Below are 24,867 nucleotides of genomic sequence, written 5' to 3'. Positions count from 1 at the left end.
CTGGTCGAACGGGTCACCACCCACCGGTCACCCCCGGCCCGAGCCTGCGTTCGTCGACGTGCGTTCGGCCCGACCCGTCCACCCACCACGGCACCTCGACGTCGGCCTCCACGGCGCCGGACAGCCGCACCGTCAGCGTCTCGTGCAGCACGACGGCGCCGGACGGCAACGCGCGACCGGACGCCACGGACGCGAGCACCGCCGCCGGTTCACGCGCCCAGTCGCCGGCGCGGCCCACACCGAGAACCTCCCCGCGCACCCGCTCCGAGGCCGGCGGCAGGTCCAGCAGCTCCGCGAGCGCATCCACCGACACCAGGTCGCCGACGACCAACCGATCCGCCGGGATCGCGGCCGCCAGCCACGCCCGGTCGAGCACCAGCGCCTCGGCGGGGTCGGCGACCGTGCCGTCGATCGCACGCACCCGCGCAGGCGGCATCAGCGCGTCCAGGTCGAGTACCCCGGCCGCGGTGGCCTCCGCCAGCAGCCGGTGGGCCCGCACGACCACCGCGGGGCCGGGATCCCGATCCGGATCCGCCAGCCGGCCCAGCAACAGCTCCGCCATCTCGGTGCCCTCGACGCGGTCCGCCGCCAACGCACCGGACAGGGTCGCGGCGTCCGGATGGTCCAGCACGTCCAGCAGTCCCTCGAAGGTGCGGTCGTCCGGAGCGCGCAGCGATCCCAGCGCGACACCCCGCACGCGCGCGTGCCGCCGCAACCACCACGCCGTGTACCCGGACCGGTCCGCGAGCAGGGACGCGGTCTCCGGCTGCGACGCCAGCAGCGTCAGCGCGGCGGGCCAGGTGTCGGGGTCCACCAGATCGAGGTCGCGGACCGCGATCAGCACCTCGGGGTCGTCGGGCAGCGTCGCCCACCAGTCGGATTCGTCGTCGAGGTCGTGCTCGGGTCCGGTCGGCAGCTCCGCGCGCAGGACCGTGAACCCCCATCCGACCCCGAGCGCTCGCAGCGCTTCGGCGCCGTGTGTCTCGACGAGGGCGGACGCGACGGTGCCGAACGGGGAGTCCACGTCCAGCACGGTCGCCAGCGGTGCGCCCGGCAGCAGCAGTTCGTCCGCGGGCCGGACGTCGCCCACCTCGTCGGGCAGCGGCAGCGCACCCAGCCAGCCGGGCAGGGCACCCTGCGCGGCGGCCGCCTCGACCAGTGGCAGCACCGCGTCCGCGAGTTCGGTTGCACCGCCACCACTCTCGCCCGGCCAGTCGTCCGCCCCGGGCGGGCCGTCGGCATGATCCTCGATCCGCTCCCGCAACGCCGGATCGGTGAGCACGTCGAGCGCGCCGACGGTGCCGGCACCCAGCCGGGTCAGCAGGGGGTGCGCCGCGTCGGGATGGACCAGCCGAATCCAGTCCACGCCGCGCCCCGCGGACCCGAGGTCGTGGCCGAGCACCACCGTCCGCGGACCGGTGACGGTGCGCCCGTCGGTAAGCGGCACCGGAATCGCGGCGAGTTCCTCGACCGCGAGGGCGTCGACCACCAGTGGCGTCAGCGCCTCGTAGAGCCGCCCCCACCACGCGGGTTCGCGTTCGAGGCCGGCGAGCAGCTCCGCGAGACGGGCGAGACCGAGCCGGTGCACCCCGACCGCGGCGAGCGCGCGGACCCCGCCGGGACCCGACATCTCGGGCGCGAGCAACCCGGGCACCGTGTCGACGAGCAGTTCCGCGAGGTCGTCTCCGAGCCCGGGCAGCATCGTCGCGTCCCCGGGGCGCAGGTCGCGACCGGCGACACCGGGCAGCCACGGGTGGTCGGCGAGCTGACGCAGCACCGCCTCGCGCAGCTGCTCGTCGACCGCGCCGCGGGCGAACCCGGGCAGCGGCACCAACGCCAGGCGCTGCGAGTGCGGCAGCGCCGCAACGAATTCCGCGTATCCGTCCGCGAGGTGTGCGATGGCGGCCCCCGGCAGGATGCGGCGGCGGTCGGGTTGCAGGTCGGTGTTCGCCACCACCAGCGCGGGCAGTGACAGTTCCTCGTCGGAGCGGGTCGGGGCGCGCAGCACGTCACCGTCCGACGCCCGCACCGCACCCCCGGACACCGACACCAGCCATCGCGCCGACGGTCCGGTGTACTGCCACCAGGTGCGGTCGCCGACGGAGACCTCGGTCAGACCGTCACCGAGATCCCTTTCGCTGCGCGCGAACTCGCGTTCCCCGATTCGGATGGAGTGCAGCGCAGGCAGTTCCAGCAGCAGGTCCACCGCTTCGCCGGGCATCGCGTCGAGGAGCGCCTCCCCGTCGAGTCCGGAACGAAGCGTCACCACGATCTCGGTGTCGCACCCGGCGACGGGAGCCGCGTCGATGGGCCACACCAGTCGCAACACCGGGATCCCGGACTCGGGCTCGGACAGTCCGGCCCGGACGATCTCGTCACGGGTGCGGTCCGCAGAGAACGCGATCGATCCGGTCGTCGAGCGCAGTTCGATCTCGTCACCGACCGCGAGCACCGCGGTGAACCCGACGCCGAAGCGCCCGACACCCGCACTCTTGCCGGAGACCCGCAGCGCGGACAGCGCCTGGACACCGGCCTCGTCCAGCGGCGCACCCACGTTGGCGACGTGCAACTCCCCGTCGTCCAACCGGACCTCGAGCCGCCCGGGCACCCCGGCCCGCTCGGCCGCGTCGGCGGCGTTCTGGGCCAGCTCGGTCAGCACCCGATCCCGGTAGCCGCCGCGCACGAGGTCGGCCTCGGTGGCCGCGTCCTCCCGCAACCGCGTCGGCGACGACGTCCACGCGAGCAGCGTCGCGGCCCGCAGCGCGTCGGTGCCGAAGGGATCGGTCACTCGGTCGATGCCGTGTCCGTTCCGGTCTCGGCGGCCTCGGCGGCCTCGACCGCAGCAGGCTCGACGGCCTCGACCGCAGCAGGCTCGGCGTTCTCGACCTCGGCTGTCGCGGCCTCGCCGGTCTCCGCGTCGGTGGGGCCGGTCCCGGCGGGCTTGGGTACCTCGACGACCTCGAGCGCGCCGTCGTCGTAGGCGTCGTAGCGCGGGGTTCCGGCGCCGGAGGGCAGCTCGGTGTCCGAGTGGGCGCCGCAGCCGTACTCGGCGTGCACCACGTGACCGTCGGCGGACAGCTCGTTGCCGCAGACCCCGAACGCGGCGCGCAGCGACCCGGCCAGCGGCAGATAGAACCCGCACAGGGCGCAGATCGAGGGCGCGGCCTTCGCCATCTCCGAGTCGGGGCCGAAGTCGCCGTCGTGCCACCGCTGCGCGGCGTCGAGCCGGCCTTCGAGGCTGAGCACCGTCTTGCGTCCCAGCCCGACCTCGCGGGCCAGGTCGTCGACGACCGGGTCGCCGGTCGCGACGTACCCCGGCGCGAGTCGCGGATCGTGGGCACGGGGGGCGAGCAGGTCCCCGGGCGAGAGATCGCCGGGGCGCACCCGCTGATCCCAAGGAAGCCATTCGGGGGCGACGAGGGCGTCGGGGCCGGGCAGCAGCGCGGACTCGTTGACCGTCACCCGATCGGAGTCCGGCAGAGCGGACAGCACCACCGCCCACTGCCAGCCGTGGTAGCCCGGCAGGGTCGCCGCGAACCGGTGGGTCGCGGTGTTCTCGTCCTCGGCGGTGACACCGAGGTGTGCGCCGATGTGCACCTCACCGAGGTCGGTCAGCGCCTGGCGTGCGAACTCCACGGCCTCGGCCAGAAGGGGACGCACGGGGGCAAGCTCGGGGGCAGACTGCGCACTCACACCCCCATTTTGCCGTATCGAGTGGGTGGTGTGCCCGTTCGGGCTGCCATGCTTGGGTCGTGACCCGGTACCGACTGCTCAGCGTCGTCGCGGCCGCGACGGCGCTGACCCTCGGCGGCTGCGCTGCCGGATCCTCCGACGACAGCGGCTCCTCGTGGCTCGGATCGTCGAGTTCGGTGCCCCAGCTGCGCGTCGAGGTCCTGGGCACCCGACCACACGACACCGCGGCGTTCACCCAGGGGCTCGAGGTGTCGGGCGGTGAGCTGCTCGAGGGCACCGGACTGGTGGGCCGCTCCTACATTGCTGCGCGCGACCTCGACACCGATGTCGAGCGTGCCCGTGTCCCGCTCCCCGACGGGATGTTCGGCGAGGGGATCACGGTCGCAGGGGACACCGTGTGGCAGCTGACTTGGCGGAACGGGGTCGCGTTCGCACGCGACCGCGACACCCTCGCGGAGCGGTCCCGCGTCTCCTACGCCGGCGAGGGCTGGGGCCTGTGCGCGCAGCCCGACCGTCTGGTGATGAGCGACGGCAGTGCCACCCTGACGTTCCGCGACCCGGCGACGTTCGCCTCCGTCGGCGCCGTCACGGTCACCCTCGACGGCGAGCCGGTGGACCGGCTCAACGAACTCGAATGCACCGCGGACGGTCTGGTCTACGCCAACGTGTGGCAGACCACCGACATCGTGCGGATCGACCCCGCCACCGGCGCGGTGGTGGCGGTGATCGACGCGTCGGGGCTGCTGACCGAGGAGCAACAGAAGGGCGTCGACGTGCTCAACGGCATCGCCGCGATCCCCGGCACCGATCGCTTCCTGATCACCGGCAAGCTCTATCCGGCGATCTTCGATGTGCGCTTCGTCTCGTGACCGCGCCACGGTCAGCGGGGCCTGTGGTTGTTTGTCCGGCTCCTAGGACAGAATTGGACCTGTGACCGGACCGCGCCACCCCTCCGAACCCGACGGGCGTCGGGCAGCCGCCGACGCCGGCCGCGGTGCGGTGCATCCCGGGTACACGAACTACCCGCCCCGCCGGCCGTCCGGACGCCGCGAACCGCTGCCGCCGCTGCACCCGACGGACACGAGCGCAACCGCCGGTGGCAACGACGCCGGAGAGCCCCCCACCGAGCAGATCCGGCCGTCGTCCCGGTCCGGTGGCCCGAAGCCGCCGCCGATCCCGCGCAAGCTGACGGTCACCCGGGTCGCGGCGATGCGCAGCCGGGAGCTGACCAACCGCGGGATCGCGACGTTCCGCCGGGCCGCGACCGCCGACGGCGCCGACAAGTCCGGTCTGACCCACCTGACCTACGCGGTGATGGCGAACTTCGCCACCGACGCCGCCGTCGCCGTCGCACTGGCCAACACCCTGTTCTTCTCCGCCGCCACCGGCGAGGACAAGACCAAGGTGGCGCTGTACCTGCTGATCACGATCGCGCCGTTCGCGGTGATCGCCCCGCTGATCGGCCCGGCCCTGGATCGGCTGCAGCGAGGTCGCCGCATCGCGCTGGCCTCCTCGTTCGCGCTGCGCACCGTGCTCGCGGTGCTGCTGGTGTTCAACTTCGACAGTTGGGCGCTGTACCCCTGTGCACTGGGGATGATGGTGCTCAGCAAGTCCTTCTCGGTGCTCAAGAGCGCCGTCACCCCACGCGTGCTGCCCCCGGACATCGACCTGGTGCGCACCAACTCGCGGCTGACGGTGTTCGGCCTGATCGGCGGCACCATCGTCGCCGGCGGCATCGCGGGCGCGATCGCGTTCGCCTTCCACTCGACCGGCGTGCTGTGGTTCACCGCCGCGATCACGGTTCTCGGCGCCTACCTGAGCATGCGCATCCCGGCGTGGGTGGAGGTCACCGAGGGCGAGGTCCCGGCGACCCTCGCCTACCACGGCGACGACGCCGTCACCGAGGTGATCACCCGCGAGCAGAAGGAGACGATCGCCCCGGACAAGCGGCGCCAACCGCTCGGCCGCGCCACGATCACCGGACTCTGGGGCAACGGGACCATCCGCGTGCTCACCGGTTTCCTCACCCTGTACATCGCGTTCGTCGCGAAGTCCCGCACCGAACACGAACCATGGATGCAGGCCGCGATGCTCGGCCTCGTCGGCGCCGCGGCCGGCATCGGCAACTTCGCCGGCAATGCGACCGGCGCCCGGCTCAAGCTCGGCCGGCCCGCGCTCGTCGTGCTGCGGTGCACCGCGGCCGTGACGGTGGTGGCGATCCTCGTGGCCTTCACCGACAGCCTGCTCACCGCGGCCCTGGCCGCGCTCGTCGCGTCCGCGGCGAGCGCACTGGCGAAGGTCTCCCTCGACGCCTCGTTGCAGCAGGACCTGCCCGAGGAGTCCATCGCCTCCGGATTCGGCCGCTCGGAGACGGTGCTACAGCTGAGCTGGGTCATCGGTGGCGCGCTCGGCGTCCTGCTGCCCACCGAGTACTGGATCGGCTTCACCGTCGTGTCGGTGGTGCTGGTCCTCGGATTGGTCCAGACGTTCCTCACGTACCGTGGCCGCACGTTGCTGCCGGGGCTCGGCGGCAAACGCCCCGAACACGTGAACCAGGAAGCACCCGTCGGTCCCGGCTCCCGGGCCGACTGACACCGAACCCGCCACACCGGGCGGGTACGAACGAGAACAAGGAAACCGATGACCTTGCAAGCCCGGACGAAGAAGATCCTCGCAGCGGTGGTCGTGGTGGCGCTGGTGGCTGCCGGCGGGCTCGCCGCGGTCGTCACGATGCTCGTCCGCGACGCACCCGAGCAGCTGCCCACCGTGACCGCGTACGCACACGGCCGGACCGTCGACGTCGACGCCGGGATCTGCGACGCGAACATGCGCTGCGCCGACCTCGCTGTCGCCAACCTTCCGGTGCCTGCCGGCTCGTCGCTGCAGCTGTCGTTGCCGAAGGACATCGCCGAGGGCGACTGGCGACTGAACGTCCAGTTCGGCGACCCCCGCACCGGCGAGGTGTTCGAGGGATACCGCGACTACACCGCGGGCGAGAAGTACTCGGTGACGATCCCCACGCGTGAGAACGAGCAGCTGCTCGGCGTGATCATCCAGCAGCCGTCGTCGCGCGACTTCGCCCCGGTGTGGGCGATCCAGACCCTGCCGGACCTGCCCGAACCGGCAGCCGTCCAGTAAGAGGCCCGAACAGCAGCGGAGCCCCCGGTCCAGGTGACCGGGGGCTCCGCGCGTTCAGTCGGACGAACTCAGCTGTCGAGTTCCCGGGCGACGGCGCGGACCACCTCGGAGATGCGCTGCGCGGTCTTGCGGTCCGGGTACCGGCCCTTGCGCAGGTCCGGCTGCACCTTCGCCTCGAGCAGGGTGATCATGTCCTCGACCATGCCGTGCAGCTCGTCGGGGGTGTGCTTGCGAGCGGCGTCGTCGCGGCGACCGGTCTGGCGCAGGTTCGGCGCCGGATCGAGCACCTTCAGGCTCAGCGCCTGGGGACCGCGACGGCCGGCGGCCATGCCGAACTCCACCCGTTGGCCGGCCTTGAGGCCCTCGACCCCCTCGGGCAACGCCGACGACCGGACGTAGACGTCCTCTCCCTCGTCCTGGGAGAGGAAGCCGAAGCCCTTTTCAACGTCGTACCACTTCACCTTGCCGGTAGGCACCGCGTCACCTGCTCATCCACGTAAAACGACCATATAAACGAACGCGCCCCACCGTGTGTGGGACGCGATGGTCGGCAGTCTACCTCCGCGTGCCCCTCCCGGGCACTCGGGTTTGCCGGGGATAACGTGGGGGTGTGGCACCACAGACCCCCGGCACCGAATCCACCAACGGCACCCCCGCCTCCGGCGGCGGCATCCTGTTCCGCGCCGCCATCGCCCTGTTCTTCCTTGGCCTGGTCGCGATCATCGCGATCTTCGTCGTCGCGGCGACCGGCCACACCCCCGGACTCGCGCTGTACCTGCTGGCGCTGCTCTGTCCGCTCGGCTTCCTGTTCGGAATCATCTCCGCACTGATGGCAGGCCGGCGTGTACGTGGAGAGGACAAGACATGAGGATCCTCCTGAACATCATCTGGCTGGTCTTCGGCGGGCTGTGGCTCGCGCTCGGCTACTTCGTCGCCGGCGTCCTGTGCTGCATCCTGATCATCACGATTCCGTTCGGCATCGCCTCGTTCCGGATCGGCGTCTACGCGCTGTGGCCGTTCGGCAAGACCGTCGTCGAGAAACCGACCTCCGGCGTCGGGTCCCTGATCGGGAACGTGATCTGGCTGGTTCTCTGCGGCATCTGGCTCGCGATCGGTCACGTCCTGAGCGCCGTCGCGATGGCGATCACCATCATCGGCATCCCGCTCGCCGTCGCGAACCTGAAGATGGTCCCGATCTCACTGATGCCACTCGGCAAGGACATCGTGGACGTCCGCTCAGTCCGCTCGTACCAACCCGGTAGCCCCGCATGAGCCGACCGCCCCGCACCGACCCGGATGCGGGGCGGTCGCTCCCCACACATCCCCTGTTCCTCGGCGTGCTCGCGGTGCTCGCCGCAGCTGCCCTCGTCGCCCACGACCGGGTCGTCCCGCTCGGCCACCCACTGTGGGGCTTCTTCCGAAACGGCCTGGACCTGCTCGTCTACCGCAGCGGCGGCGCCACCGTCCTGACCGGCGCCGGACTCTACGACCATGCACTGCACGGCGGGATGTGGTGGACGTATCCCCCGTTCTCCGCGGTACTGTTCGCCCCTCTGGGTCTGTTCACGCCGGAGATGACGACCCTGCTCGGCCACCTGACGAACTTCGCGGCGCTGTACCTGGTCGTGCTGCTGTGCTGGCGTCTGCTCGGCTACCGCACGGACCGCGCGCTGTATGTCACCACCGGATTGCTGACGGTGGTCCTCAGCTGGCTCGAGCCGGTACGGACCACGATCTGGCTCGGCCAGGTGAACCTGCTGCTCATGCTGCTGATCCTGTGGGATCTCGGCCGCCCCGAGGGCAGCAGGTTGCGGGGATTCGGGGTGGGCGTCGCGGCGGGCATCAAGTTGACCCCGGCGCTGTTCGTCGTCCATCTGCTGCTCACCCGGCAGTGGCGGGCGGCCGCGACGGCGGTCGCGGGTTTCGCGACCACCGTCGCCATCGGCTTCGCGGTGATCTTCTCCGACTCCAGGGCGTACTGGACCGGCGTGATCTGGCATTCGACCCGGATCGGCGAGACGGCGTGGCCGGCGAACCAGTCCGCGTCGGGTGTCCTGGCACGGTGGCTGAACCTCGACGAGCCGCCGCGGCTGCTGTGGCTGGGCGTTGCGATCGCGCTCGCCGCGCTCGGGCTGGCCTCGGCGCGTCTCGCGCACCGACGCGGGCAGACCCTCCTCGCCACGACACTGTGCGGTCTCACCTCGTGCGCCGTCTCTCCGTTCTCGTGGGGCCACCACTGGGTGTGGTTCGTGCCGTTGCTGATCCTGGCGCTGGATCGGGCGCTGCGGGCCGGACGGGCGAGGCCTTGGCTGCTTCCTGTCGCGCTGGCGGTGCCGCTGCTGTGCTGGGCGCACCGGTTCCCGGACGACGTGTACGCGATCGGGCTGTTCATGATCCCGGCGCCTGCGGCCCTCGTCCCGCTCTTCGCGGCGGTGTATCCGTTGCTGTTCGTGGTGATTGCGGCGGCGACGTTGATCGCGCCGCGGGGTCGCGGCCGCTCGAAGCCCCAGGACACCCCCGAGAAGTCTTGTGATCTACCTCACATAACGGTTGAGTCACGGACCGGTCTCGACCACGCAGCGGCCAGCTGACCTGCGAAAACGCCCACCTCTCCTGGCGAAACGCCGAGAAACACGCCGATTTCGTAGGAGGTGACTCACCGCGATCGGCCACGTACGGTCGTCAGCGGTCGGTGTTCCGGCCAGTCCGGACCGCCGCGCCAAACCTTGTCCCGCGGAACGGATTCCCCAGAGGAAACCAGGGACAAGGACGGGGGACCCACGTCCCCAGTGGACACCGGGAGGCGAGCAACCGGCCTTCCTTGGGGTGAAGCCGTTTTTCGCGCCGATCACGGAGCGATCACGGCCGGGCGACCTCTCAGCCCGAACCCGACAGCTGACCTCGCAGGCGCGTGCGGAGAGGAAAACCTCCATGAGCGCTGGACGCCATCGCAAGCCCACGAACACGCGCAAGACCGCCGCCAAGGTCGTCGTCACCACCGCGGTGTTCGGCGCGGCGGGTGCGGCCTTCGCGGCCCCCGCAGGTGCCGCCCCGGACTCCGACTGGGACCGCCTGGCCCAGTGCGAGGCCGGCGGCAACTGGTCCATCAACACCGGCAACGGCTACCAGGGCGGCCTGCAGTTCTCCCCCAGCACCTGGACCGCCCACGGCGGCGGCCAGTACGCGGCCACCGCCAACCAGGCCACCCGCGAGCAGCAGATCGCGGTCGCCGAGAAGGTCCTCGCCTCGCAGGGCTGGGGCGCCTGGCCGTCCTGCTCCTCCAGCCTCGGCCTCACCAGCGCCCCGACCCAGCGCAGCGCACCGGCCGCCCCGGCCGAGACCCCCGCGCCGGCGCCGGCCCCGGCCGTCACCAGCATCCCGACCACCGACGGCACCGCCGACGTGTTCGATTCGCTCGACAGCACCATCCAGGCCGTCAAGGCCCGCGGCATCGCCGTCGACCCGCAGATCGAGAACCTGTACGAGCAGGCCAAGCTCAACCCGCAGGTCATCGACTTCCTCAAGTCCGTCGCTCCGCGCTGAGCCACCCAGAACGTGAGAAGGGCCCCGCACCGTTTCGGTGCGGGGCCCTTCTGCCGTTCGGTCCGGTCAGCGGTTGATGACGGTGACGGGATGGGTGTAGGGCAGCTCGGACAGCGGCCGCGGGAACTCGGTCTCCTCACCGAACGGGGACAACCCTCCGGAACGAGTCGACGAGAGCTCGGTGACCGCGTGGTCACCTTCCTTGACGTGCTCCGGCCAGCCTGGATCAACGTAACGCTTGCTCGAATTGTTAGCCACGAGGCCATTTTGACACCGAGTCGGCATCCGGTACAGCCCAGGTCACTAATCTGACAATCGATGACCGAAACCGATCCCGCCGCCGTGACCGACAGCCTGGCGACCTGGCTCAGCACGCGGAGCGACCGCGAGCTGGCGGAATTGCTGCGACTGCGCCCGGACCTGGCGGTCCCCCCGCCGGCGAACCTGTCGGTGCTGGCGTCCCGCGCCGAGCAGCGGGCGTCGGTGTTGCGGGTGGCGGACGACCTCAGCGTGCTCGAACTCACGTTGATCGGCTTGCTCGCCCGGGACGGCGCCGCCGAGTCCGGGGTGCGGCGCGACCAGCTCGCCGACGCGGTCGCGGGCCGGGCACCGGCGCGGGCCGTGGATCGCGCGCTGACGGTGCTGCGCGACCGGGCGCTGGTGTGGGGCACCAAGGCGCTGCGGGTGACACCGGCGGCGCGCGATGCGGTCACCTGGCGGATCGACCCGGCCACCACCACGCTGACCGCGGATCAGATCGCCGCGGCGGTGGCGGGGCTCACCGAGGACGAACGACGGTTGCTCGACACCCTCGCCACCAGCTCACCGATCGGCCGGACCCGCGACGCGGCCCCCGGCACCTCGCCGGATCGGCCGGTGCAGCGGCTCCTGGCATCGGGCCTGCTGACCTGGCTCGACGAGCAGACCGTCGAACTGCCCCACCAGGTGGGCCAGGTGCTGCGCGGCGAGACCGTCACCGACCCGTCCGTGCTGGCCCCGCCCGCGGTGCGCGGGACCAAGCACAAGATCGCCGAGGTGAACGCGGCCGCCGCCGGCGAGGCGCTGGAACTGATCCGGCACTGTGAGGAGCTGCTCGGCGCGCTCGGTGACCATCCCGCACCGACCCTCAAGGCCGGGGGTCTCGGGGTGCGCGAGGCGCGGCGGCTGGCCAAGATCGTCGGGATCGACGAGGCCAGGGTGAGTCTGCTCGTCGAACTGCTGTCCGCCGCCGGACTGATCGCCGCAGGTGTCCCCGACCCGCTGCCCGCGGCCGACACCGGCGACGAGTACTGGGCGCCCACCACGGCCGCGGACGCGTGGCTCGAGGGCACCCCGGGCCATCGGTGGCAGCTGCTCGCGCAGGTGTGGCTGGACCTGCCGCGCCGACCGTGGACGGTGGGGCTGCGCGACCCACACGACAAGCCGATCGCCGCCCTCTCCGACGAGGTGCGGGCGTCCGGCGCCCCGCGGGATCGCCGGTTCGTGCTCGACGTCGTCGCCGAACTCGGCACCGGGGTGGGTGCGAGCGCCGCGGCGGTGGCGGCGGTCGTGGCGTGGCGCCGGCCCCGCTGGGCCGGCCGGCTCGGGGTGTCCGCGATCGAGCACACCCTGCGGGAGGCGACCGCGGTCGGGCTGATCGGCCGCGGGGCCCTGTCGTCACCGGGCCGCAGCCTGCTGCACGGCGGCCCTCCGGAGTCGGTGCTCGCCGAGATGGTCGCGGCGTTGCCGAAACCGATCGACCATGTGCTGGTTCAGGCGGACCTGACGGTGATCGCGCCGGGGCCGCTGGTGCCGGATCTGCTCGCCCAGATCACGCTGGTCGCCGACGTCGAGTCGGCGGGCGCGGCGACGGTGTACCGGGTCGGGGAGGCCAGCGTGCGGCGCGCCCTCGACGCCGGGCGGACCGCCGCCGAACTGCACGCCCTGTTCGCGTCGCATTCGCGAACCCCGGTCCCGCAGGCCCTGACGTACCTGATCGACGACGTGGCGCGCAGGCACGGCCGACTGCGGGCCGGTATCGCGCAGGCGTTCGTCCGTTGCGACGACCCGGCGATGCTGGCGGAGGTGCTGTCCTCCCCGGTCGCCGAGGCGCTGGCGTTGCGGGCGCTGGCGCCGACCGTTGCGGTCTCGCAGGCGTCGCTCGGCGAGGTGCTCGAACAGTTGCGGGCGGCCGGTTTCGCCCCGGCCGGGGAGGACTCCTCGGGCGCGATCGTGGATCTGCGCCCGCCGGGGGCCCGGGTGCCCAGGCGCCGCGCGCGCGGTGTCCGGCGGATGCCCGCCCCGCCGACCGACGAGCAGCTCGACCTCCTGGTCCGGCAGCTGCGGGCCGGTCAGCGCGCGGCCTCGACCCCGCGCGGTGAGGCGGTCCGCTCGGACGGCACCCGCGCCGGCAGTGCCGCGACGATGGCGCTGCTGCAGCTCGCGGTGAAGGTGGGGCGCAGCGTCCGGATCGGGTACGTCGACGCGCAGGGCATCGCCTCGGAACGCATCGTCGACCCGGTCAGCGTCGGTGGTGGCCAACTCGACGCCTTCGACCCCGCCGACGGCGCGATCCGCCGGTTCACGCTGCACCGGGTGACGTCGGTCTCGCTGGTCGACTGACCCGAAAAAAGTTCGAAAAAGACCGCCTGCCTGCACGGCTGGCTTTCTTCGGAAAATGAAGTATGGTCGGGCCCAGTGATTGCCACTTCGAATTCAGGAGCGACAATGGCAGACAAGAAACCCGGCAAAAACCTCAAGAAACCGGCACAGTCGTTGAAGGAAAGGCGCGCGGAAAAGCGGGACCGGGCGGCGGAGTCCGGCGAGTTGATCCGGAAACGCAAGCGCCACTGACGGACCGAATTTCCGTGCACTGCGACACCGCCGCACCGGCGGCCTCCCGAGTTCTCGACACCCTCTACCGACAGTTGCGCGGGTCCGCCGACGGTGCGGCACCCCCGAGCCCCAGGTCCCGCGGACGGCTCGCGGCGCTGACCTCCGCGCGAATCTTCGTCCTCGACGAGTGCGCCCAGGATTGGATTTTCCCGATCCACGCCGCATCGAACACAACAGAAGGCCCCCTCGTGAAAAAGACACTCTTAGCCCTTGATCGAATCAAGGACCGACTGGAAAACGAACTCGATGCCACGTCGGGGCACACCGAACGCGAAGCCGGATACCGTGCCGGAATTTCCGAGGCGCTGGTCCAGGTGATGGATATTCGACAGGATCTCGGGCGCTAGAAAAAGGAAACGGTCGGCCGACGCTTTCGAGAAATTCGGCCCTGCGGAAACAATTCCGTGGTGTTGCGCACGAACCCGGCGCGATTCGTACCTGTTTCCGGCACACCCCGCGGATGCCCGGCGGTCCCGACGTCGGGTCACGTCGCCTCCTGCGCGAAGCGTGGACAATGGAGTGGTTGTCATCGCTAGGAGGCGTACGTGACCGACGGACCGCTCATCGTCCAGTCCGACAAGACCCTGCTGCTCGAGGTCGACCACCCGATGGCCGATCAGGCTCGGCAGGCGATCGCGCCGTTCGCCGAACTCGAGCGCGCGCCCGAGCACGTGCACACGTATCGCGTCACGCCGCTCGCGCTGTGGAACGCCCGTGCCGCCGGGCACGACGCCGAGCAGGTGGTCGACGCCCTCGTCACCTATTCGAGGTTCGCGGTGCCTCAGCCGCTGCTCGTCGACGTCGTCGACACGATGGCCCGCTACGGACGGCTGCAGCTGGTGAAGAACCCGGCCCACGGACTGGTGCTGGTCAGCCTGGACCGGGCGGTGCTCACGGAGGTGCGCAGGCACAAGAAGATCGGCCCGATGCTCGGCGCGCAGGTGGACGAGGACACCGTCGTCGTCCATCCCTCCGAGCGGGGGCACCTCAAGCAGATGCTGCTCAAGATCGGCTGGCCGGCCGAGGACCTCGCCGGCTACGTGGACGGCGAGGCGCACCCGATCGAGCTGGACTACGAGGGCCGGTTCCCCGGTTCCGCGGACGGCGGCTGGCACCTGCGCGACTACCAGGAGATGGCGGCGGACTCGTTCTGGGCGGGCGGCTCCGGTGTGGTGGTGCTGCCGTGTGGTGCGGGCAAGACGATGGTCGGCGCGGCCGCGATGGCGAAGGCGAAGGCGACGACCCTGATCCTGGTCACCAACACCGTCGCGGGCAGGCAGTGGAAGCGGGAACTGATCGCGCGGACCTCGCTGACCGAGGACGAGATCGGCGAGTACTCGGGTGAGAAGAAGGAGATCCGCCCGGTCACGATCGCGACCTACCAGGTGATCACCCGGAAGACGAAGGGCGAGTACAAGCATCTCGAACTGTTCGACTCCCGCGACTGGGGCCTGGTGATCTACGACGAGGTGCACCTGCTGCCCGCGCCGGTTTTCCGGATGACGGCGGACCTGCAGTCGCGGCGACGCCTCGGCCTGACCGCGACGCTGGTCCGCGAGGACGGCCGCGAGGGCGACGTGTTCTCGCTGATCGGCCCGAAGCGCTACGACGCGCCGTGGAAGGACATCGAGTCGCAGGGCTGGATCGCCCCCGCCGACTGCATCGAGGTGCGGGTCACGCTCACCGACGCCGAGCGGATGGCGTACGCGACCGCCGAACCGGAGGAGCGCTACAAGCTGTGCTCGACCGCGCACACCAAGAACGCGGTGGTCAAGTCGATCCTGGACCGGCACACCGACTCGCCGGCCCTGGTGATCGGTGCCTACATCGACCAGCTCGACGAGCTCGGCGAGGCGCTGGACGCACCGGTGATCAAGGGGTCGACGAAGACCCGGGAGCGTGAGGCGCTGTTCGACGCGTTCCGGGCGGGCGAGATCAAGACCCTCGTCGTCAGCAAGGTCGCGAACTTCTCCATCGACCTGCCGGAGGCGTCGGTCGCCGTCCAGGTGTCGGGCACGTTCGGGTCACGGCAGGAGGAGGCGCAGCGGCTGGGCCGGCTGTTGCGGCCCAAGCACGACGGCGGGCAGGCGCACTTCTACTCGGTCGTCGCCCGCGACACGCTCGACGCCGAGTACGCGGCGCACCGGCAGCGGTTCCTGGCGGAGCAGGGGTACGCGTACCGGATCACCGACGCGGACGACCTCCTCGGACCGGCGATCGGGTAGGAATAGGACTGTGCGTCGCTTCGAGTTCCCGGTAGACACCGCCCACGCCAAGTCGGTCAACGAGACGGTCGGTGACGTTCGCCGCCTGCGCTGGTCCGCGATCATCACCGCCCTGCTGTTCGCCGCGCTCGCCGCCTGGTTCGTCGTGCTCGCGCATCCGTGGTCGTACATCCTCGCCGCGGTCGCGGTCGTGGTCGCGGTGGCCTCGCTGTGGATGGCGTTCTGGGCGCCCCGCAAGGTCGGGTCGGTCGAGGACCTGTACGCGAACGGGGAACTGGTCCCGGCGATCGTCGCGGTGTCCCGCCCGCGCGGCGCGACGCTGCTGGCGCTGGTGAACACCGCCAAGCCGAGCGCCGACGCGCCGCACTACGCGCTGGTCACCCGCACGATCCGCACCCTGCCGGGGCATTCGCTGACCAATGTCGGCGAACGCGTCCCGTCGATCTCGGTGCTCTCGGACCGCACCACGAACTCCCATGCCGACACCTGGCAGATGGTCAGCCCGATGCCGATCGCGTGGGGCACCCGCGACCCGAAGGTCCTCCGCCGGGCGATCGAGCAGATCCCGAACGCCGAGTGGAAGCTGCTGACCAAGTCGATCCCGCTGGTCGACGACGTGGCGAAGGCGCAGAACCAGCAGATCCCGGTCTCCGCCAACGACATCCGCTAGGCCAGCGGGGGCCAGCCCTCGTGGGGTGTGCGCCGGTCCGTGGCCAGCAGTCCCGCGACCCACATGTCCCGGCGGACGCCGCGCTGCAGTCCCCCGCGGCGGGCGATGCCTTCGAATCGGAATCCCACCCGCCGCGCAACCGCAGCGGACGCCGCGTTCCCAACGAACGCCCGCCACTCGATCCGTTCGAGGGCCAGCGTGTCCGAACGGAAGGCGAAGTCGCACACCAGGTTCAGCGCCGCGGTCATCAGCCCTCGACCACGCTCGGCGGGGTCGAGCCAGAACCCGATCTCGGCGGCCGATTCGTCACGGGCGCCGAGCCCGATCATCCCGACGGCCGGACCGTCGGGGCCGTGTCGCACCGCCCAGGTGGGACTGCGGTCGGCCCAGCCCGCCGGAACCACCCTCGTCACGAACGCCTCCGCGTCCGCCCGCCGATACGGCACCGGCATCGTCGTCCACCGTCCGATCGCCTCGTCCTGGCAGCAGCTGGTGATCGAGGCGACGTCCGCCTCGGTCGGCGGCGTCAGTGACAGTCCGGGCCCGGACAGGCCCACCACGAACATCGCGTTCACGCCTCCAGTGCGGGAATCACCTCACGTTCGAACAGTTCGATGCCGGAGGTGTCGTGGGCGGCCTCGGCGAAGTAGCAGATCGCATAGTCGAGGCCACGCTCACGCAGTGCGGTGAGGTTCTCGACGATCTGCTCCGGGGTACCCACGCCGGGCATGCCGCGGTACGCCGACAGTGCCGCCTCGGCGACCTCCTCCCCCGAGAACTGCGCGATCTGTGCCTTGATCTGCGCCAGCCGCTGCTCCACCTCGGCCTCGGTGGCGCCGATCGCGATGTTGTAGTTCGCCGAGCGGACGATCGCACCGAAGTCGGTGCCGACCGCGGCGCAGTGCTCGCGCAACACCTCGGACTTGTGGGTGAACCCGTCGAGGGTGCCGTCGAAGTTCGTGTACTGCGCGTACTTCGCGGCGATCTTCAGCGTGACCTTCTCGCCACCACCGGCGATCCACAGCGGAATACCGCCGTCCTGCAGCGGTTTCGGAGCCACGATCGCACCGTCGACCTGGTAGTGCTTCCCGTCCAGCGTGGCGCGGCCGGTGGTCCACGCCTGCCGCAGGATCTGCACGCCCTCGTCGAGCCGGCCGAGCCGCTCCCCCGCCGCCGGGAACCCGTAACCGTAGGCGCGCCACTCGTGTTCGTACCAGCCGGCGCCGATACCCATTTCGATCCGGCCGCCGGAGATCAGATCGGCGGTCGCGGCGACCTTCGCCAGGTACGCCGGATTCCGGTAGCTCATGGCGGTGCACATCTGGCCCAGCCGGACCGACGACGTCACCGCGCCGAGCGCCGACATCAGCGACCACGCCTCGTGAGTGGCCTCGTCCGTCGGCGTCGGCACGGTGTGGAAGTGGTCGTACACCCACACCGACTCCCACGGTCCGGCCTCGGCGCGCAGCGCCACCGACTTCATCGCGCTCCACTGCTCGGCGGGGTCGATGCCCACCAGGTCCAGCCGCCAACCCTGCGGCACGAACATTCCGAATCGCATGACCGTGAATCCTACCGAGATTCCGACACCGCAACAGGGTTCGCCGGCGCCGGGTTTCGGGGCCACGGCGAGTAGACCGGGATGTAGCGGAACAGCACCGCCGCGCCGGTGGCCGCGACCAACCCGAGGCCCGCGACGGCCACGCCGAGCGGCACGACCACGGCGAGGGCCCCGACCGCGAACGGTCCGGTGAACATGCCGGTGTCGTGGGTCAGGCGCCAGGCGGCGAGGAACTCCGCCCTGGTCGCGGGTGGCGCCACATCCGCACCGACCGTCATGATCACCCCGTTCCCGAGCCCGTTGCCGAGGCCGAGCAGCACCGCCACCGCACCGAGCGTCACCAGGTCGTGGGACAGCGGCAGCAGCAGGTACGACACACCGATCACGACGAGGGACGGCACGGCGATGAAGCGGCGCCCGTACCGGTCCATCAGATGTCCGGCCGGGTACGAGAACAGCAGGTCGACGGCTGCCCCTACGCCGAACACGACGGAGACCGCCGCCGGATCGAGGCCGATGTGGTCCGCCCACAGCGGCAGCACCGCCTCCCGGGACGCGCGTGCGGCACCCATCAGCAGAGACCCGGCACCGAGTGTGCTCAGCAGCCTGCGGTGCCGTCGCAGGATCTCGGGCAGTGTCGCCACCGCCGCGGGACCTGCCCCGGCCGCCCGCGGCGGATCGGGCACTCTGGCCATGAGCACGCCCGAGAGCACGACTCCGATGAACTGGACCGCGAATCCGCCGCGGATCCCGACCGTGAGGATCACCGCCGCCCCGAGGAACGGCCCGACGAAGAAGCCGAGCCGCCACATCAGCGCGAACGTGGCCATCGCCCGCGCCCTCATCTCGTCGGGCACCACCTCGGCGAGGTAGCTCTGTCGCGCCAATCCCCAGACCGCGCTGGCGAATCCGGTGAGCACTGCCCCGACCGCCAGTGCTGCGGGGTTCCACGCGCAAAGCGACAGCAGCACCCCGAGCGCACCGAGCGCGCTGCCCCCTATGATCGCGCGACGTTCGCCGAACGTGGCCACGAGCCGCCCGGCGGGCAGGTCGCCGAGCACCGCGCCGAGACCGACCAATGCGACGATCAGCCCGGCGACCGGAACCGACGCACCGAGGTCCCGCGCGAGCAGCGCGATGACGGGCGCCCCCGCGCCCTGCCCGATCCCGAAGATCGCCGACGGCACGAAGACCGTGGTGATCAGCGGCCTCAGGTGATGCCCCGGTTTCACGCGCTGACGTCGGCCCGGGTGCGTGCGAATCGGTTGTCCGGGTCCGCGAGCCCATAGTGGCCGCGCAGGGTGGTGGCGGTGTACTCGGCGCGGAACAGCCCCCGCTCCTGGAGAATCGGGACGACCCGGTCCACGAAGTCGTCGAGGCCGCCCGGCAGGTACGGCGGCATGATGTTGAATCCGTCGGCGGCGCCCTGCTCGAACCAGGCCTGCAGCTCGTCCGCGACCTGCTCGGGTGTTCCCGCAAACGTCCGGTGCCCGCGGCCACCGCCGAGCAATCCGATCAGCTCGCGGACCGTCAGGTCACCCTCGCCGGCCAGGTCCTTGACGAGCTGGTAGCGGCTCTTGTTGCCCTCGATCTCGTCCAGCGGCGGCAACGGCGGAAGCGGAGCGTCGAGGGCATGCTCGGTGAGGTCGACGCCGAGCATCGTGGACAGCTGTCGCAGCGAGTACTCGGGCGAGATGAGAGCGGTGAAGGACCGCTCGAGTTCCTCGGCCTCCTCCAGGGTGTCGGCGATGAAGGGGACGATTCCCGGCAACACCTTCAACTCGTCTGCCGCGCGACCGTGCCGCACCACCCTGGCCTTGAGATCGCGGTAGAACTCTTGTCCCTGCTCCAGGGTGCGTTGAGCGGTGAACACGGCCTCCGCGTGCTTCGCGGCGAACTCCTTGCCACTCTCCGAGGATCCGGCCTGGACCAGCAGGGGCCGACCCTGGACCGAGCGGGGTGAGTTGAGCGGACCCTTGACCCGGAACCGCTCCCCCACGTGATCGACGGTGTGCACGCGCTCGGGGTCGGCGAAGACGCCGGACTCCTCGTCGAGGACGACGGCGCCGTCCTCCCAGCTGTCCCACAGGGCGAGAGTGACGTCGACGAACTCCTCGGCGCGCTCGTAGCGACCGAGATGTGCCGGGATGCCGTCGATCCCGAAGTTCGCGGCCTCGTCGGCGCCCGCTGAGGTGACGATGTTCCAGCCGGCCCGTCCCCCGCTGATGTGGTCGAGTGAGGCGAACTTGCGAGCCAGGTTGTAGGGGTCGCCGTAGCTCGTCGACGCCGTCGCGATCAGACCCACCCGCTCGGTGGCCACCGCGATCGCAGACAGCAGGGTCACCGGCTCGAAGACGGCCAGCGCGTTGTGCTTGATGCGCGGGCCGACGGCGAGACCGTCGGCGAAGAACACTGAGTCCAGCTTGCCGCGTTCCGCAATGCGCGCGAGCTCCTGGAAGTGTGCGACGTCGAGGACTCGGTGTGCCTCGGTGCGCGGGTGACGCCACGCGGCCTCGTGGTGCCCCACCCCCATCAGGAATGCGTTGAGATGGAAGCGCTTGGCGGACTGTGCCATTGATATACCTTTCGATGTGTCCGGGGGTCACGCCCGCCAGCGGGAGAGCCGGCGCTCGACGAGGACGAGGACTGCGTTGAGAAACAAGCCGAGGAGCGCGATCGCGACGATCCCGGCGTACATGTTCGGGATCTGGAAGTTGAGCTGCGATGCGGTGATCAGGTAGCCGAGACCAGCCTTGGCGCCGACCATTTCGGCGGCAATGAGCACCAGAATCGAGGATGCCGCGGCCATCCGGATCCCTGTGAAGATCGTCGGGACGGCAGCAGGCAGAACGACTTTCTGGAACAACCGGATCGGGGACAGGCCCAGCGACGACGCCGACTTGATCAGCAGCGGGTCGACGGTGCGCACCCCGGAGATGGTGTTGAGCAGGATCGGGAAGGTGCAGGCGTAGATGACCAGTGCCACCTTCGACTCCTCGCCGATCCCGAGGATCAGCACGAACACCGGTAGCAGCGCCAGCGCGGCGGTGTTGCGGAACAGTTCCAGGATCGGGTTCAGGAACTCGGCCACCGGCCGGTACCACGCGATCGCGATGCCGAGCGGGATCGCGATCACCACGGCGACGGCGAACCCGGTCAGCGCCCGGGACAGGCTCGCGGACACGTGTTCCCAGAGCTCCCCACTCCGGGCCAGGTCGGTGAACGCGCCGAAGACCGTGCTGAACGGCGGCAGGAACACCTCGTCGACGAGGCCGACTCTCGGGGCGAGCTCCCACGCCCCCAGGAACACGAGGATCGCCAGCGATGGTTTGAGAACCCGCAGGAGGGACGCCGACAGCCGGGCACCGTTTCCACGAACTACACGGCCGGTCTCGGGAATGGTTCCTGCCGAACGAGGTTCGGCCGGTGCCGAGATCTCGGGGGTGAGCAGAGCGCTAGACATGAGTCGTCTCCTTCTCGATCACCTGGGCGCGCTCCACCTCGTCGTGCAGCAGGGTCCAGATCCGGTGTCGGTAGTGCCGGAACTCGGCGTCGGAGCGCACGTCCGCCCCAGACCTTTCGATGTCGATGTCCACGAAGGCTTTCACACGGCCTGGACGTGAGGTGAGCACTGCGACCCGTTGCCCGAGGTAGATCGCCTCGTCGATCCCGTGTGTGATGAACAGGATCGTCTTGCCGGTCGCCTTCCAGATCCGCAGCAACTCGTCCTGGAGGGATTCCCGCGTCTGCGCGTCGAGCGCGGCGAAGGGTTCGTCCATCAGCAGGACCTCGGGATCGAACGCCAGGCTGCGGGCGATGGCGACCCGCTGCTTCATGCCACCGGACAGCTCGTGCGGGTACCGGTCGCCGAATCCCTTCAGTCCCACCAGCTCCAGGTAGTGTTCGGCACGCTCACGGCGTACCGCCCGGGACAGGCCCTTGGCCTCGAGCCCGAACTCGATGTTGTGCCGTGCCGTCCGCCACGGCAGGAGAGCGTACTGCTGGAAGACGATGCCTCGGTCGAGTCCCGGTCCGGTGACGGGACGACCGTCGAGCAGGATCCGGCCCGACGTCGGGGTGGTGAGACCGCCGAGAAGGTCGAGCAGCGTCGACTTTCCGCAACCGCTCGGGCCGACGAGGACGAGGAACTCGCCGTCGGCCACGTCGATGTCGATGTCCTCGATCGCGGTGAACCGCTCCTTGGACCCGCGCACGTCGAACTGCTTCGTGACGTGCTCGAGCCGAAGTTTCGGACTGATCGTCATGGGGCTCCTTCCTCCGTCACTTGGCCGCGAGGGCTTGGCCGTCCGCGCCGCTGTCGGCGGGATAGGTTCCGTTGGCGTACGGGTTGTACTCGTTGGTGTAGACGTCGGAGGTGGTCAGTGCCCCCTGCTCGAGTTCACCGTTTCGGGTGAGCCAGTCGATCCAGGTCTGGATCTCCTCGTCGGTGATCACCCCGCCGGGTCCGGCGACACCCGGCGACTTCCAGTACGAGATCAGGTCCGTGTTCTCGTTGCGTCCCCGAGCGGCGATGATCTCCTCGAATCGCGCCACCACCTCGTCTCGTGGGGTGGTCTGTGTCCAGCGAATGGCCCGGGCAGTGCCCTGTACGAAATCCGCGACGGCGTCCTTGTGCTCCGCGATGAAGTCGTCGCGCAGCAGATAGGTGCCGTAGGTGAAGCTGCCGAAGATGGACTCGTCGGTGAACAGTGGACGGATCCCACCTCGCTCGACGGCCTTGTCGCGGAACACGCCTCCGAGTGTGCCGACATCGATCTGCCCCTGTCGCAACGCCGTTTCGGTGTTGACCGGCGGCACGACGATGAGCTCGACCTGCTTGATCTCGTCCGGTGTCAACCCTTCCCGGGCCAGCCATTCCCGAACCAGAAATTCGTGGTGGGCACCAAGGGTGTTCATCCCGACCTTCTTTCCGATCAGGTCACGCGCGGACCGGATCGGACTGTCATCCTGGACGTAGTAGCCATTGAAGGTCTCCTTGTCCGAGCCGTAGTAGCCGATCACCGAGGTGACCGGCGAGTGCGCCGCGGCCAGCTTGAGCACCGCACCGTTGAACGCCCCACCGAAGTCGGTCTGGCCGGTGGCCGCGTTCTGGATGCTCTGCGGCCCGCTCGTGGTGTCGCCGACCCAGTTCAGTTCGACGGTGTCGAAGTAGCCGAGGTCCGCGGCGAGCTCAGGAAAGGTGACCTGACCGGTGGTGCCCTCGTAGCGGAGGACGGTCCTGCCGTCGGCCGTGGTCGCGGTGTCGGACGAGGAGCAGCCGGCCGCGAGACCGGTGACGGTGAGCAGTGCGGCAGCGGCCGCCAGGGTCCGCGCGAGGCGTGGACGATTCATGGTGGTGTCCCTGAGGGTGAGGCCCGCCGACGGCGGGGTCGGGTGCGCACACCGTCGACGGCTCGGCGGAGCGGATCGGACGTGCGCAAGTGCGTGACGTGTCAGAACGATTCAGCTGCGGTGGCAACAACACTCGAGCATGGCGGCCTCCTCGGACCTGGTGTGATGGCACACGGTAGGTCCGGTTCGCCACCGGGGTGAACCATTACTCGCAGCGCGATTCTTATCTCCGGGCCGTCCGTACACTGGGGCACGTGCACGACACCGTTCCGATCGACGAGTTCGAGACACACCGCGGACATCTGCTTGCGGTCGGCTACCGCCTGACCGGCTCGGTCGTGGACGCGGAGGATGCGGTACAGGAGTCGTGGCTGCGGCTGCAGGAGGTGGACGCCGGGACCATCCGGGACCTGCGCGCGTGGCTGACCACCGTGGTCGGCCGACTCTGCCTCGACCACCTGCGCAGCGCCGCGGTGCGCAGGGAAAAGTATGTGGGACAGTGGCTTCCGGAGCCCATCGTGACACCGGTCGGGTCAGCCCTTTCCGTCGACCCGTTGGAGGCAGTGGTCCGGGACGAGGACGCGCGGCTGGCCGCGCTGGTCGTTCTCGACACCCTCAGCCCGGACCAGCGCGTCGCCTTCGTGCTGCACGACGGATTCGGGGTCCCGTTCGACGAGATCGCGGGGCTGCTCGGGAACTCCGTCGCGGGCTGCAGGCAGCTCGCGTCGCGGGCCCGGCGCACGGTGGCGGCCGCCGACGTGCCACCGCCCGACCCCGATCACGACGCCGCGGTGGGACGGTTGCTGGCCGCGATGGCCACCGGCGACCTGCGTGCCGTGATCGACGCGCTCCACCCGGAGGCCGTGGTGATCGGCGATGCCGGCGGCACCACGAGCACCGCCCTGAACGTGCTGCACGGCGCCGACCGGTTCGCGCGGTTCTTCCTCGGCCTGGCCGCCAAGTACGGCGACCGGGTGTTCGAGAGCCTGGAACCGGCGATGGTCAACGGGCGTCTCGGGTTCTACTCGCGGGGGATGCCGGGCGGCGCCACCCACCGCGGCTTTCCGGCGCGGGCGGGAGGGTTCACCGTCCGCGACGGAAAGGTCTGTGCCGCCTACGACTTCGCGAATCCCGCCAAGCTGGGCGGGGTCAGGATGGCGAATCCGACGACGTGACGGCCGCCGGCTGGTCGGCCCACGGCACCCGGCACGAGTCCGTGCTGAACCCCTGATCGACGATCCCGAGCGCGGAGTTCATTCGCGACCGCTGGTTCTCCAGTGCGATCTGGAAGGTCAGCTCGACGACGCCGGCCTTCCCGAAGCGGCGTTCGAGGTCGGCGACCTGCTCGTCGGTCGTGGTGGTGGGGGTCGCGGTCATCGCGTCGGCGTACGCGATCGCCGCGCGTTCGTCCTCGCTGTACAGCGGCGAGGTCGCGTAGTCGTCGATGTGCTGCAGCCGATCGACGTCGAGATCCTCGAGGCGCATGAGCATCGCGCCGAAGTCGACGCACCACGAGCACCCGACGGTCCACGCGACGCGGTACACGGCGAGATCGCGGACCGCGGCGGGCAGCACCGTCGAGGCCTTCTCCGCGGCCAGTTCCTGCACGGCGGACGCCATCAGCAGCTTCCGGTGATGCGCGACGACGGTGAACGGTTCCGGTACGACACCGAACCGGCGGGTGGCGAACCGGTACGCGATCCGGGCCAGCACTCCGGCATCCTTCGGGGCGAGGGGGGCGATGCGGGTCATGTCTTCTCCTGTTCGCGGCGGGCGCCCGAGAGGGGCCTTCAACTTGTGGACGAGACAGG

At 70.4% G+C, this 24,867-nt stretch carries 25 protein-coding genes and 1 riboswitch; of the genes, 13 read left to right on the top strand and 12 right to left on the bottom strand.

The genetic code is table 11. From position 1 onward, the window contains the following. Positions 1–13: 13 nt before the first annotated feature. Together ACWDU4_RS17700 and ACWDU4_RS17695 are read right to left on the bottom strand one after the other, a co-directional pair. Positions 14–2,788, bottom strand: coding sequence for a sacsin N-terminal ATP-binding-like domain-containing protein (locus ACWDU4_RS17700; RefSeq protein WP_450115218.1), 2,775 nt, complete (start codon positions 2,786–2,788; stop codon positions 14–16). Continuing rightward, positions 2,785–3,693 (bottom strand): DUF3027 domain-containing protein, encoded by a 909-nt coding sequence (locus ACWDU4_RS17695; RefSeq protein ID WP_450115217.1) that lies wholly within the window; start codon positions 3,691–3,693, stop codon positions 2,785–2,787. Before ACWDU4_RS17695 ends, ACWDU4_RS17700 begins: the two co-directional genes overlap by 4 nt. A 59-nt stretch (positions 3,694–3,752) precedes the next feature. Between ACWDU4_RS17695 and ACWDU4_RS17690 the strand changes: the two genes are divergently transcribed. The 3 genes from ACWDU4_RS17690 to ACWDU4_RS17680 all read left to right on the top strand — a co-directional run bounded on the left by ACWDU4_RS17690 (position 3,753) and on the right by ACWDU4_RS17680 (position 6,831). Next, positions 3,753–4,562 carry a glutaminyl-peptide cyclotransferase gene (locus ACWDU4_RS17690; RefSeq protein WP_450115216.1) on the top strand — a complete coding sequence of 270 codons (810 nt, stop codon included), beginning with the start codon at positions 3,753–3,755 and terminating at the stop codon, positions 4,560–4,562. Positions 4,563–4,623: 61 nt separating this feature from the next. Continuing rightward, positions 4,624–6,285, top strand: a complete 1,662-nt coding sequence (locus tag ACWDU4_RS17685; protein WP_450115215.1) for an MFS transporter — start codon at positions 4,624–4,626, stop codon at positions 6,283–6,285. Positions 6,286–6,333: 48 nt separating this feature from the next. Next, entirely contained in the window at positions 6,334–6,831 is a 498-nt protein-coding gene (locus ACWDU4_RS17680) for a DUF2771 family protein (RefSeq protein WP_450115214.1), read from the top strand. A gap of 68 nt (positions 6,832–6,899) precedes the next feature. Here the strand turns inward: ACWDU4_RS17680 and ACWDU4_RS17675 are convergent, their stop codons facing one another. Then, positions 6,900–7,307: a cold-shock protein gene (locus ACWDU4_RS17675; protein WP_450115213.1), complete on the bottom strand. Its 408-nt coding sequence runs from the start codon at positions 7,305–7,307 to the stop codon at positions 6,900–6,902. A gap of 134 nt (positions 7,308–7,441) precedes the next feature. Here ACWDU4_RS17675 and ACWDU4_RS17670 point away from each other — a divergent pair, with 134 nt between their 5' ends. The 4 genes from ACWDU4_RS17670 to ACWDU4_RS17655 all read left to right on the top strand — a co-directional run bounded on the left by ACWDU4_RS17670 (position 7,442) and on the right by ACWDU4_RS17655 (position 10,374). Further along, on the top strand, positions 7,442–7,699 hold the full coding sequence (locus tag ACWDU4_RS17670) for a hypothetical protein (RefSeq protein ID WP_450115212.1): 258 nt from the start codon (positions 7,442–7,444) through the stop codon (positions 7,697–7,699). Further along, on the top strand, positions 7,696–8,103 hold the full coding sequence (locus tag ACWDU4_RS17665; protein ID WP_450115211.1) for a YccF domain-containing protein: 408 nt from the start codon (positions 7,696–7,698) through the stop codon (positions 8,101–8,103). Before ACWDU4_RS17670 ends, ACWDU4_RS17665 begins: the two co-directional genes overlap by 4 nt. After that, on the top strand, positions 8,100–9,422 hold the full coding sequence (locus ACWDU4_RS17660) for a glycosyltransferase 87 family protein (protein WP_450115210.1): 1,323 nt from the start codon (positions 8,100–8,102) through the stop codon (positions 9,420–9,422). The genes ACWDU4_RS17665 and ACWDU4_RS17660 overlap by 4 nt, the downstream gene beginning before the upstream one ends. 131 nt (positions 9,423–9,553) lie before the next feature. Next, positions 9,554–9,757: riboswitch (cyclic di-AMP (ydaO/yuaA leader) on the top strand. Between the two features lie 5 nt (positions 9,758–9,762). Further along, positions 9,763–10,374, top strand: coding sequence for a transglycosylase family protein (locus ACWDU4_RS17655; protein ID WP_450115209.1), 612 nt, complete (start codon positions 9,763–9,765; stop codon positions 10,372–10,374). 66 nt (positions 10,375–10,440) lie between these two features. Here the strand turns inward: ACWDU4_RS17655 and ACWDU4_RS17650 are convergent, their stop codons facing one another. Then, entirely contained in the window at positions 10,441–10,632 is a 192-nt protein-coding gene (locus ACWDU4_RS17650; protein ID WP_450115208.1) for a hypothetical protein, read from the bottom strand. A 60-nt stretch (positions 10,633–10,692) separates the two neighbouring features. Between ACWDU4_RS17650 and ACWDU4_RS17645 the strand changes: the two genes are divergently transcribed. The 5 genes from ACWDU4_RS17645 (at position 10,693) to ACWDU4_RS17625 (ending at position 16,143) form a co-directional block, all read left to right on the top strand. Next, the gene (locus ACWDU4_RS17645) at positions 10,693–12,975 is read left to right on the top strand and encodes a helicase-associated domain-containing protein (RefSeq protein ID WP_450115207.1); all 2,283 of its coding nucleotides are present in this window, start codon (positions 10,693–10,695) and stop codon (positions 12,973–12,975) included. A 105-nt stretch (positions 12,976–13,080) separates the two neighbouring features. Next, positions 13,081–13,206, top strand: a complete 126-nt coding sequence (locus ACWDU4_RS17640; RefSeq protein WP_450115206.1) for a hypothetical protein — start codon at positions 13,081–13,083, stop codon at positions 13,204–13,206. A 14-nt stretch (positions 13,207–13,220) separates the two neighbouring features. After that, positions 13,221–13,595 carry a hypothetical protein gene (locus ACWDU4_RS17635; RefSeq protein ID WP_450115205.1) on the top strand — a complete coding sequence of 125 codons (375 nt, stop codon included), beginning with the start codon at positions 13,221–13,223 and terminating at the stop codon, positions 13,593–13,595. A gap of 198 nt (positions 13,596–13,793) precedes the next feature. Next, positions 13,794–15,473 (top strand): DNA repair helicase XPB, encoded by a 1,680-nt coding sequence (locus tag ACWDU4_RS17630; protein WP_450115204.1) that lies wholly within the window; start codon positions 13,794–13,796, stop codon positions 15,471–15,473. 10 nt (positions 15,474–15,483) lie between these two features. Then, the gene (locus ACWDU4_RS17625) at positions 15,484–16,143 is read left to right on the top strand and encodes a DUF3239 domain-containing protein (protein WP_450115203.1); all 660 of its coding nucleotides are present in this window, start codon (positions 15,484–15,486) and stop codon (positions 16,141–16,143) included. Here ACWDU4_RS17625 and ACWDU4_RS17620 read toward each other — a convergent pair. From ACWDU4_RS17620 to ACWDU4_RS17590, 7 genes are read right to left on the bottom strand one after another with little or no spacing between them, the layout of a single operon-like run. Then, positions 16,140–16,709 (bottom strand): GNAT family N-acetyltransferase, encoded by a 570-nt coding sequence (locus tag ACWDU4_RS17620; RefSeq protein WP_450115253.1) that lies wholly within the window; start codon positions 16,707–16,709, stop codon positions 16,140–16,142. The two genes, ACWDU4_RS17625 and ACWDU4_RS17620, sit on opposite strands and share 4 nt — an antisense overlap. Positions 16,710–16,714: 5 nt before the next feature. Further along, entirely contained in the window at positions 16,715–17,704 is a 990-nt protein-coding gene (locus tag ACWDU4_RS17615; RefSeq protein ID WP_450115202.1) for an LLM class F420-dependent oxidoreductase, read from the bottom strand. A gap of 11 nt (positions 17,705–17,715) precedes the next feature. After that, a complete protein-coding gene (locus ACWDU4_RS17610; RefSeq protein WP_450115201.1) occupies positions 17,716–18,936 on the bottom strand; it encodes an MFS transporter in 1,221 nt (406 codons plus the stop codon). Then, positions 18,933–20,279 carry an LLM class flavin-dependent oxidoreductase gene (locus tag ACWDU4_RS17605; RefSeq protein ID WP_450115200.1) on the bottom strand — a complete coding sequence of 449 codons (1,347 nt, stop codon included), beginning with the start codon at positions 20,277–20,279 and terminating at the stop codon, positions 18,933–18,935. Before ACWDU4_RS17605 ends, ACWDU4_RS17610 begins: the two co-directional genes overlap by 4 nt. A gap of 27 nt (positions 20,280–20,306) precedes the next feature. Further along, positions 20,307–21,167 carry an ABC transporter permease gene (locus ACWDU4_RS17600; protein ID WP_450115199.1) on the bottom strand — a complete coding sequence of 287 codons (861 nt, stop codon included), beginning with the start codon at positions 21,165–21,167 and terminating at the stop codon, positions 20,307–20,309. Then, a complete protein-coding gene (locus ACWDU4_RS17595) occupies positions 21,160–21,969 on the bottom strand; it encodes an ABC transporter ATP-binding protein (RefSeq protein WP_450115198.1) in 810 nt (269 codons plus the stop codon). The genes ACWDU4_RS17600 and ACWDU4_RS17595 overlap by 8 nt, the downstream gene beginning before the upstream one ends. 16 nt (positions 21,970–21,985) lie before the next feature. Beyond that, positions 21,986–23,056, bottom strand: a complete 1,071-nt coding sequence (locus tag ACWDU4_RS17590) for an ABC transporter substrate-binding protein (RefSeq protein WP_450115197.1) — start codon at positions 23,054–23,056, stop codon at positions 21,986–21,988. Between the two features lie 254 nt (positions 23,057–23,310). On the opposite strand from ACWDU4_RS17590, the gene ACWDU4_RS17585 reads away from it, so the two are divergent. After that, on the top strand, positions 23,311–24,231 hold the full coding sequence (locus tag ACWDU4_RS17585; protein ID WP_450115196.1) for a sigma-70 family RNA polymerase sigma factor: 921 nt from the start codon (positions 23,311–23,313) through the stop codon (positions 24,229–24,231). Here ACWDU4_RS17585 and ACWDU4_RS17580 read toward each other — a convergent pair. Beyond that, entirely contained in the window at positions 24,206–24,808 is a 603-nt protein-coding gene (locus tag ACWDU4_RS17580; protein ID WP_450115195.1) for a carboxymuconolactone decarboxylase family protein, read from the bottom strand. The two genes, ACWDU4_RS17585 and ACWDU4_RS17580, sit on opposite strands and share 26 nt — an antisense overlap. Positions 24,809–24,867: the final 59 nt, after the last annotated feature.

It is taken from the genome of Rhodococcus sp. NPDC003348 (assembly GCF_053589375.1).
Note: the sequence above shows the minus strand (reverse complement) of the source record. Positions and strands in the feature narration are given on the sequence as shown.

What these genes read in the sequence shown, in the direction of transcription:
- ACWDU4_RS17665 (WP_450115211.1), top strand. Translation starts at nt 7,696, where the DNA reads ATGAGGATCCTCCTGAACATCATCTGGCTGGTCTTCGGCGGGCTGTGG.
- ACWDU4_RS17615 (WP_450115202.1), bottom strand. Translation starts at nt 17,704, where the DNA reads ATGCGATTCGGAATGTTCGTGCCGCAGGGTTGGCGGCTGGACCTGGTG.
- ACWDU4_RS17645 (WP_450115207.1), top strand. Translation starts at nt 10,693, where the DNA reads ATGACCGAAACCGATCCCGCCGCCGTGACCGACAGCCTGGCGACCTGG.
- ACWDU4_RS17620 (WP_450115253.1), bottom strand. Translation starts at nt 16,709, where the DNA reads ATGTTCGTGGTGGGCCTGTCCGGGCCCGGACTGTCACTGACGCCGCCG.
- ACWDU4_RS17640 (WP_450115206.1), top strand. Translation starts at nt 13,081, where the DNA reads ATGGCAGACAAGAAACCCGGCAAAAACCTCAAGAAACCGGCACAGTCG.
- ACWDU4_RS17580 (WP_450115195.1), bottom strand. Translation starts at nt 24,808, where the DNA reads ATGACCCGCATCGCCCCCCTCGCCCCGAAGGATGCCGGAGTGCTGGCC.
- ACWDU4_RS17680 (WP_450115214.1), top strand. Translation starts at nt 6,334, where the DNA reads ATGACCTTGCAAGCCCGGACGAAGAAGATCCTCGCAGCGGTGGTCGTG.
- ACWDU4_RS17605 (WP_450115200.1), bottom strand. Translation starts at nt 20,279, where the DNA reads ATGGCACAGTCCGCCAAGCGCTTCCATCTCAACGCATTCCTGATGGGG.
- ACWDU4_RS17600 (WP_450115199.1), bottom strand. Translation starts at nt 21,167, where the DNA reads ATGTCTAGCGCTCTGCTCACCCCCGAGATCTCGGCACCGGCCGAACCT.
- ACWDU4_RS17590 (WP_450115197.1), bottom strand. Translation starts at nt 23,056, where the DNA reads ATGAATCGTCCACGCCTCGCGCGGACCCTGGCGGCCGCTGCCGCACTG.
- ACWDU4_RS17655 (WP_450115209.1), top strand. Translation starts at nt 9,763, where the DNA reads ATGAGCGCTGGACGCCATCGCAAGCCCACGAACACGCGCAAGACCGCC.
- ACWDU4_RS17660 (WP_450115210.1), top strand. Translation starts at nt 8,100, where the DNA reads ATGAGCCGACCGCCCCGCACCGACCCGGATGCGGGGCGGTCGCTCCCC.
- ACWDU4_RS17595 (WP_450115198.1), bottom strand. Translation starts at nt 21,969, where the DNA reads ATGACGATCAGTCCGAAACTTCGGCTCGAGCACGTCACGAAGCAGTTC.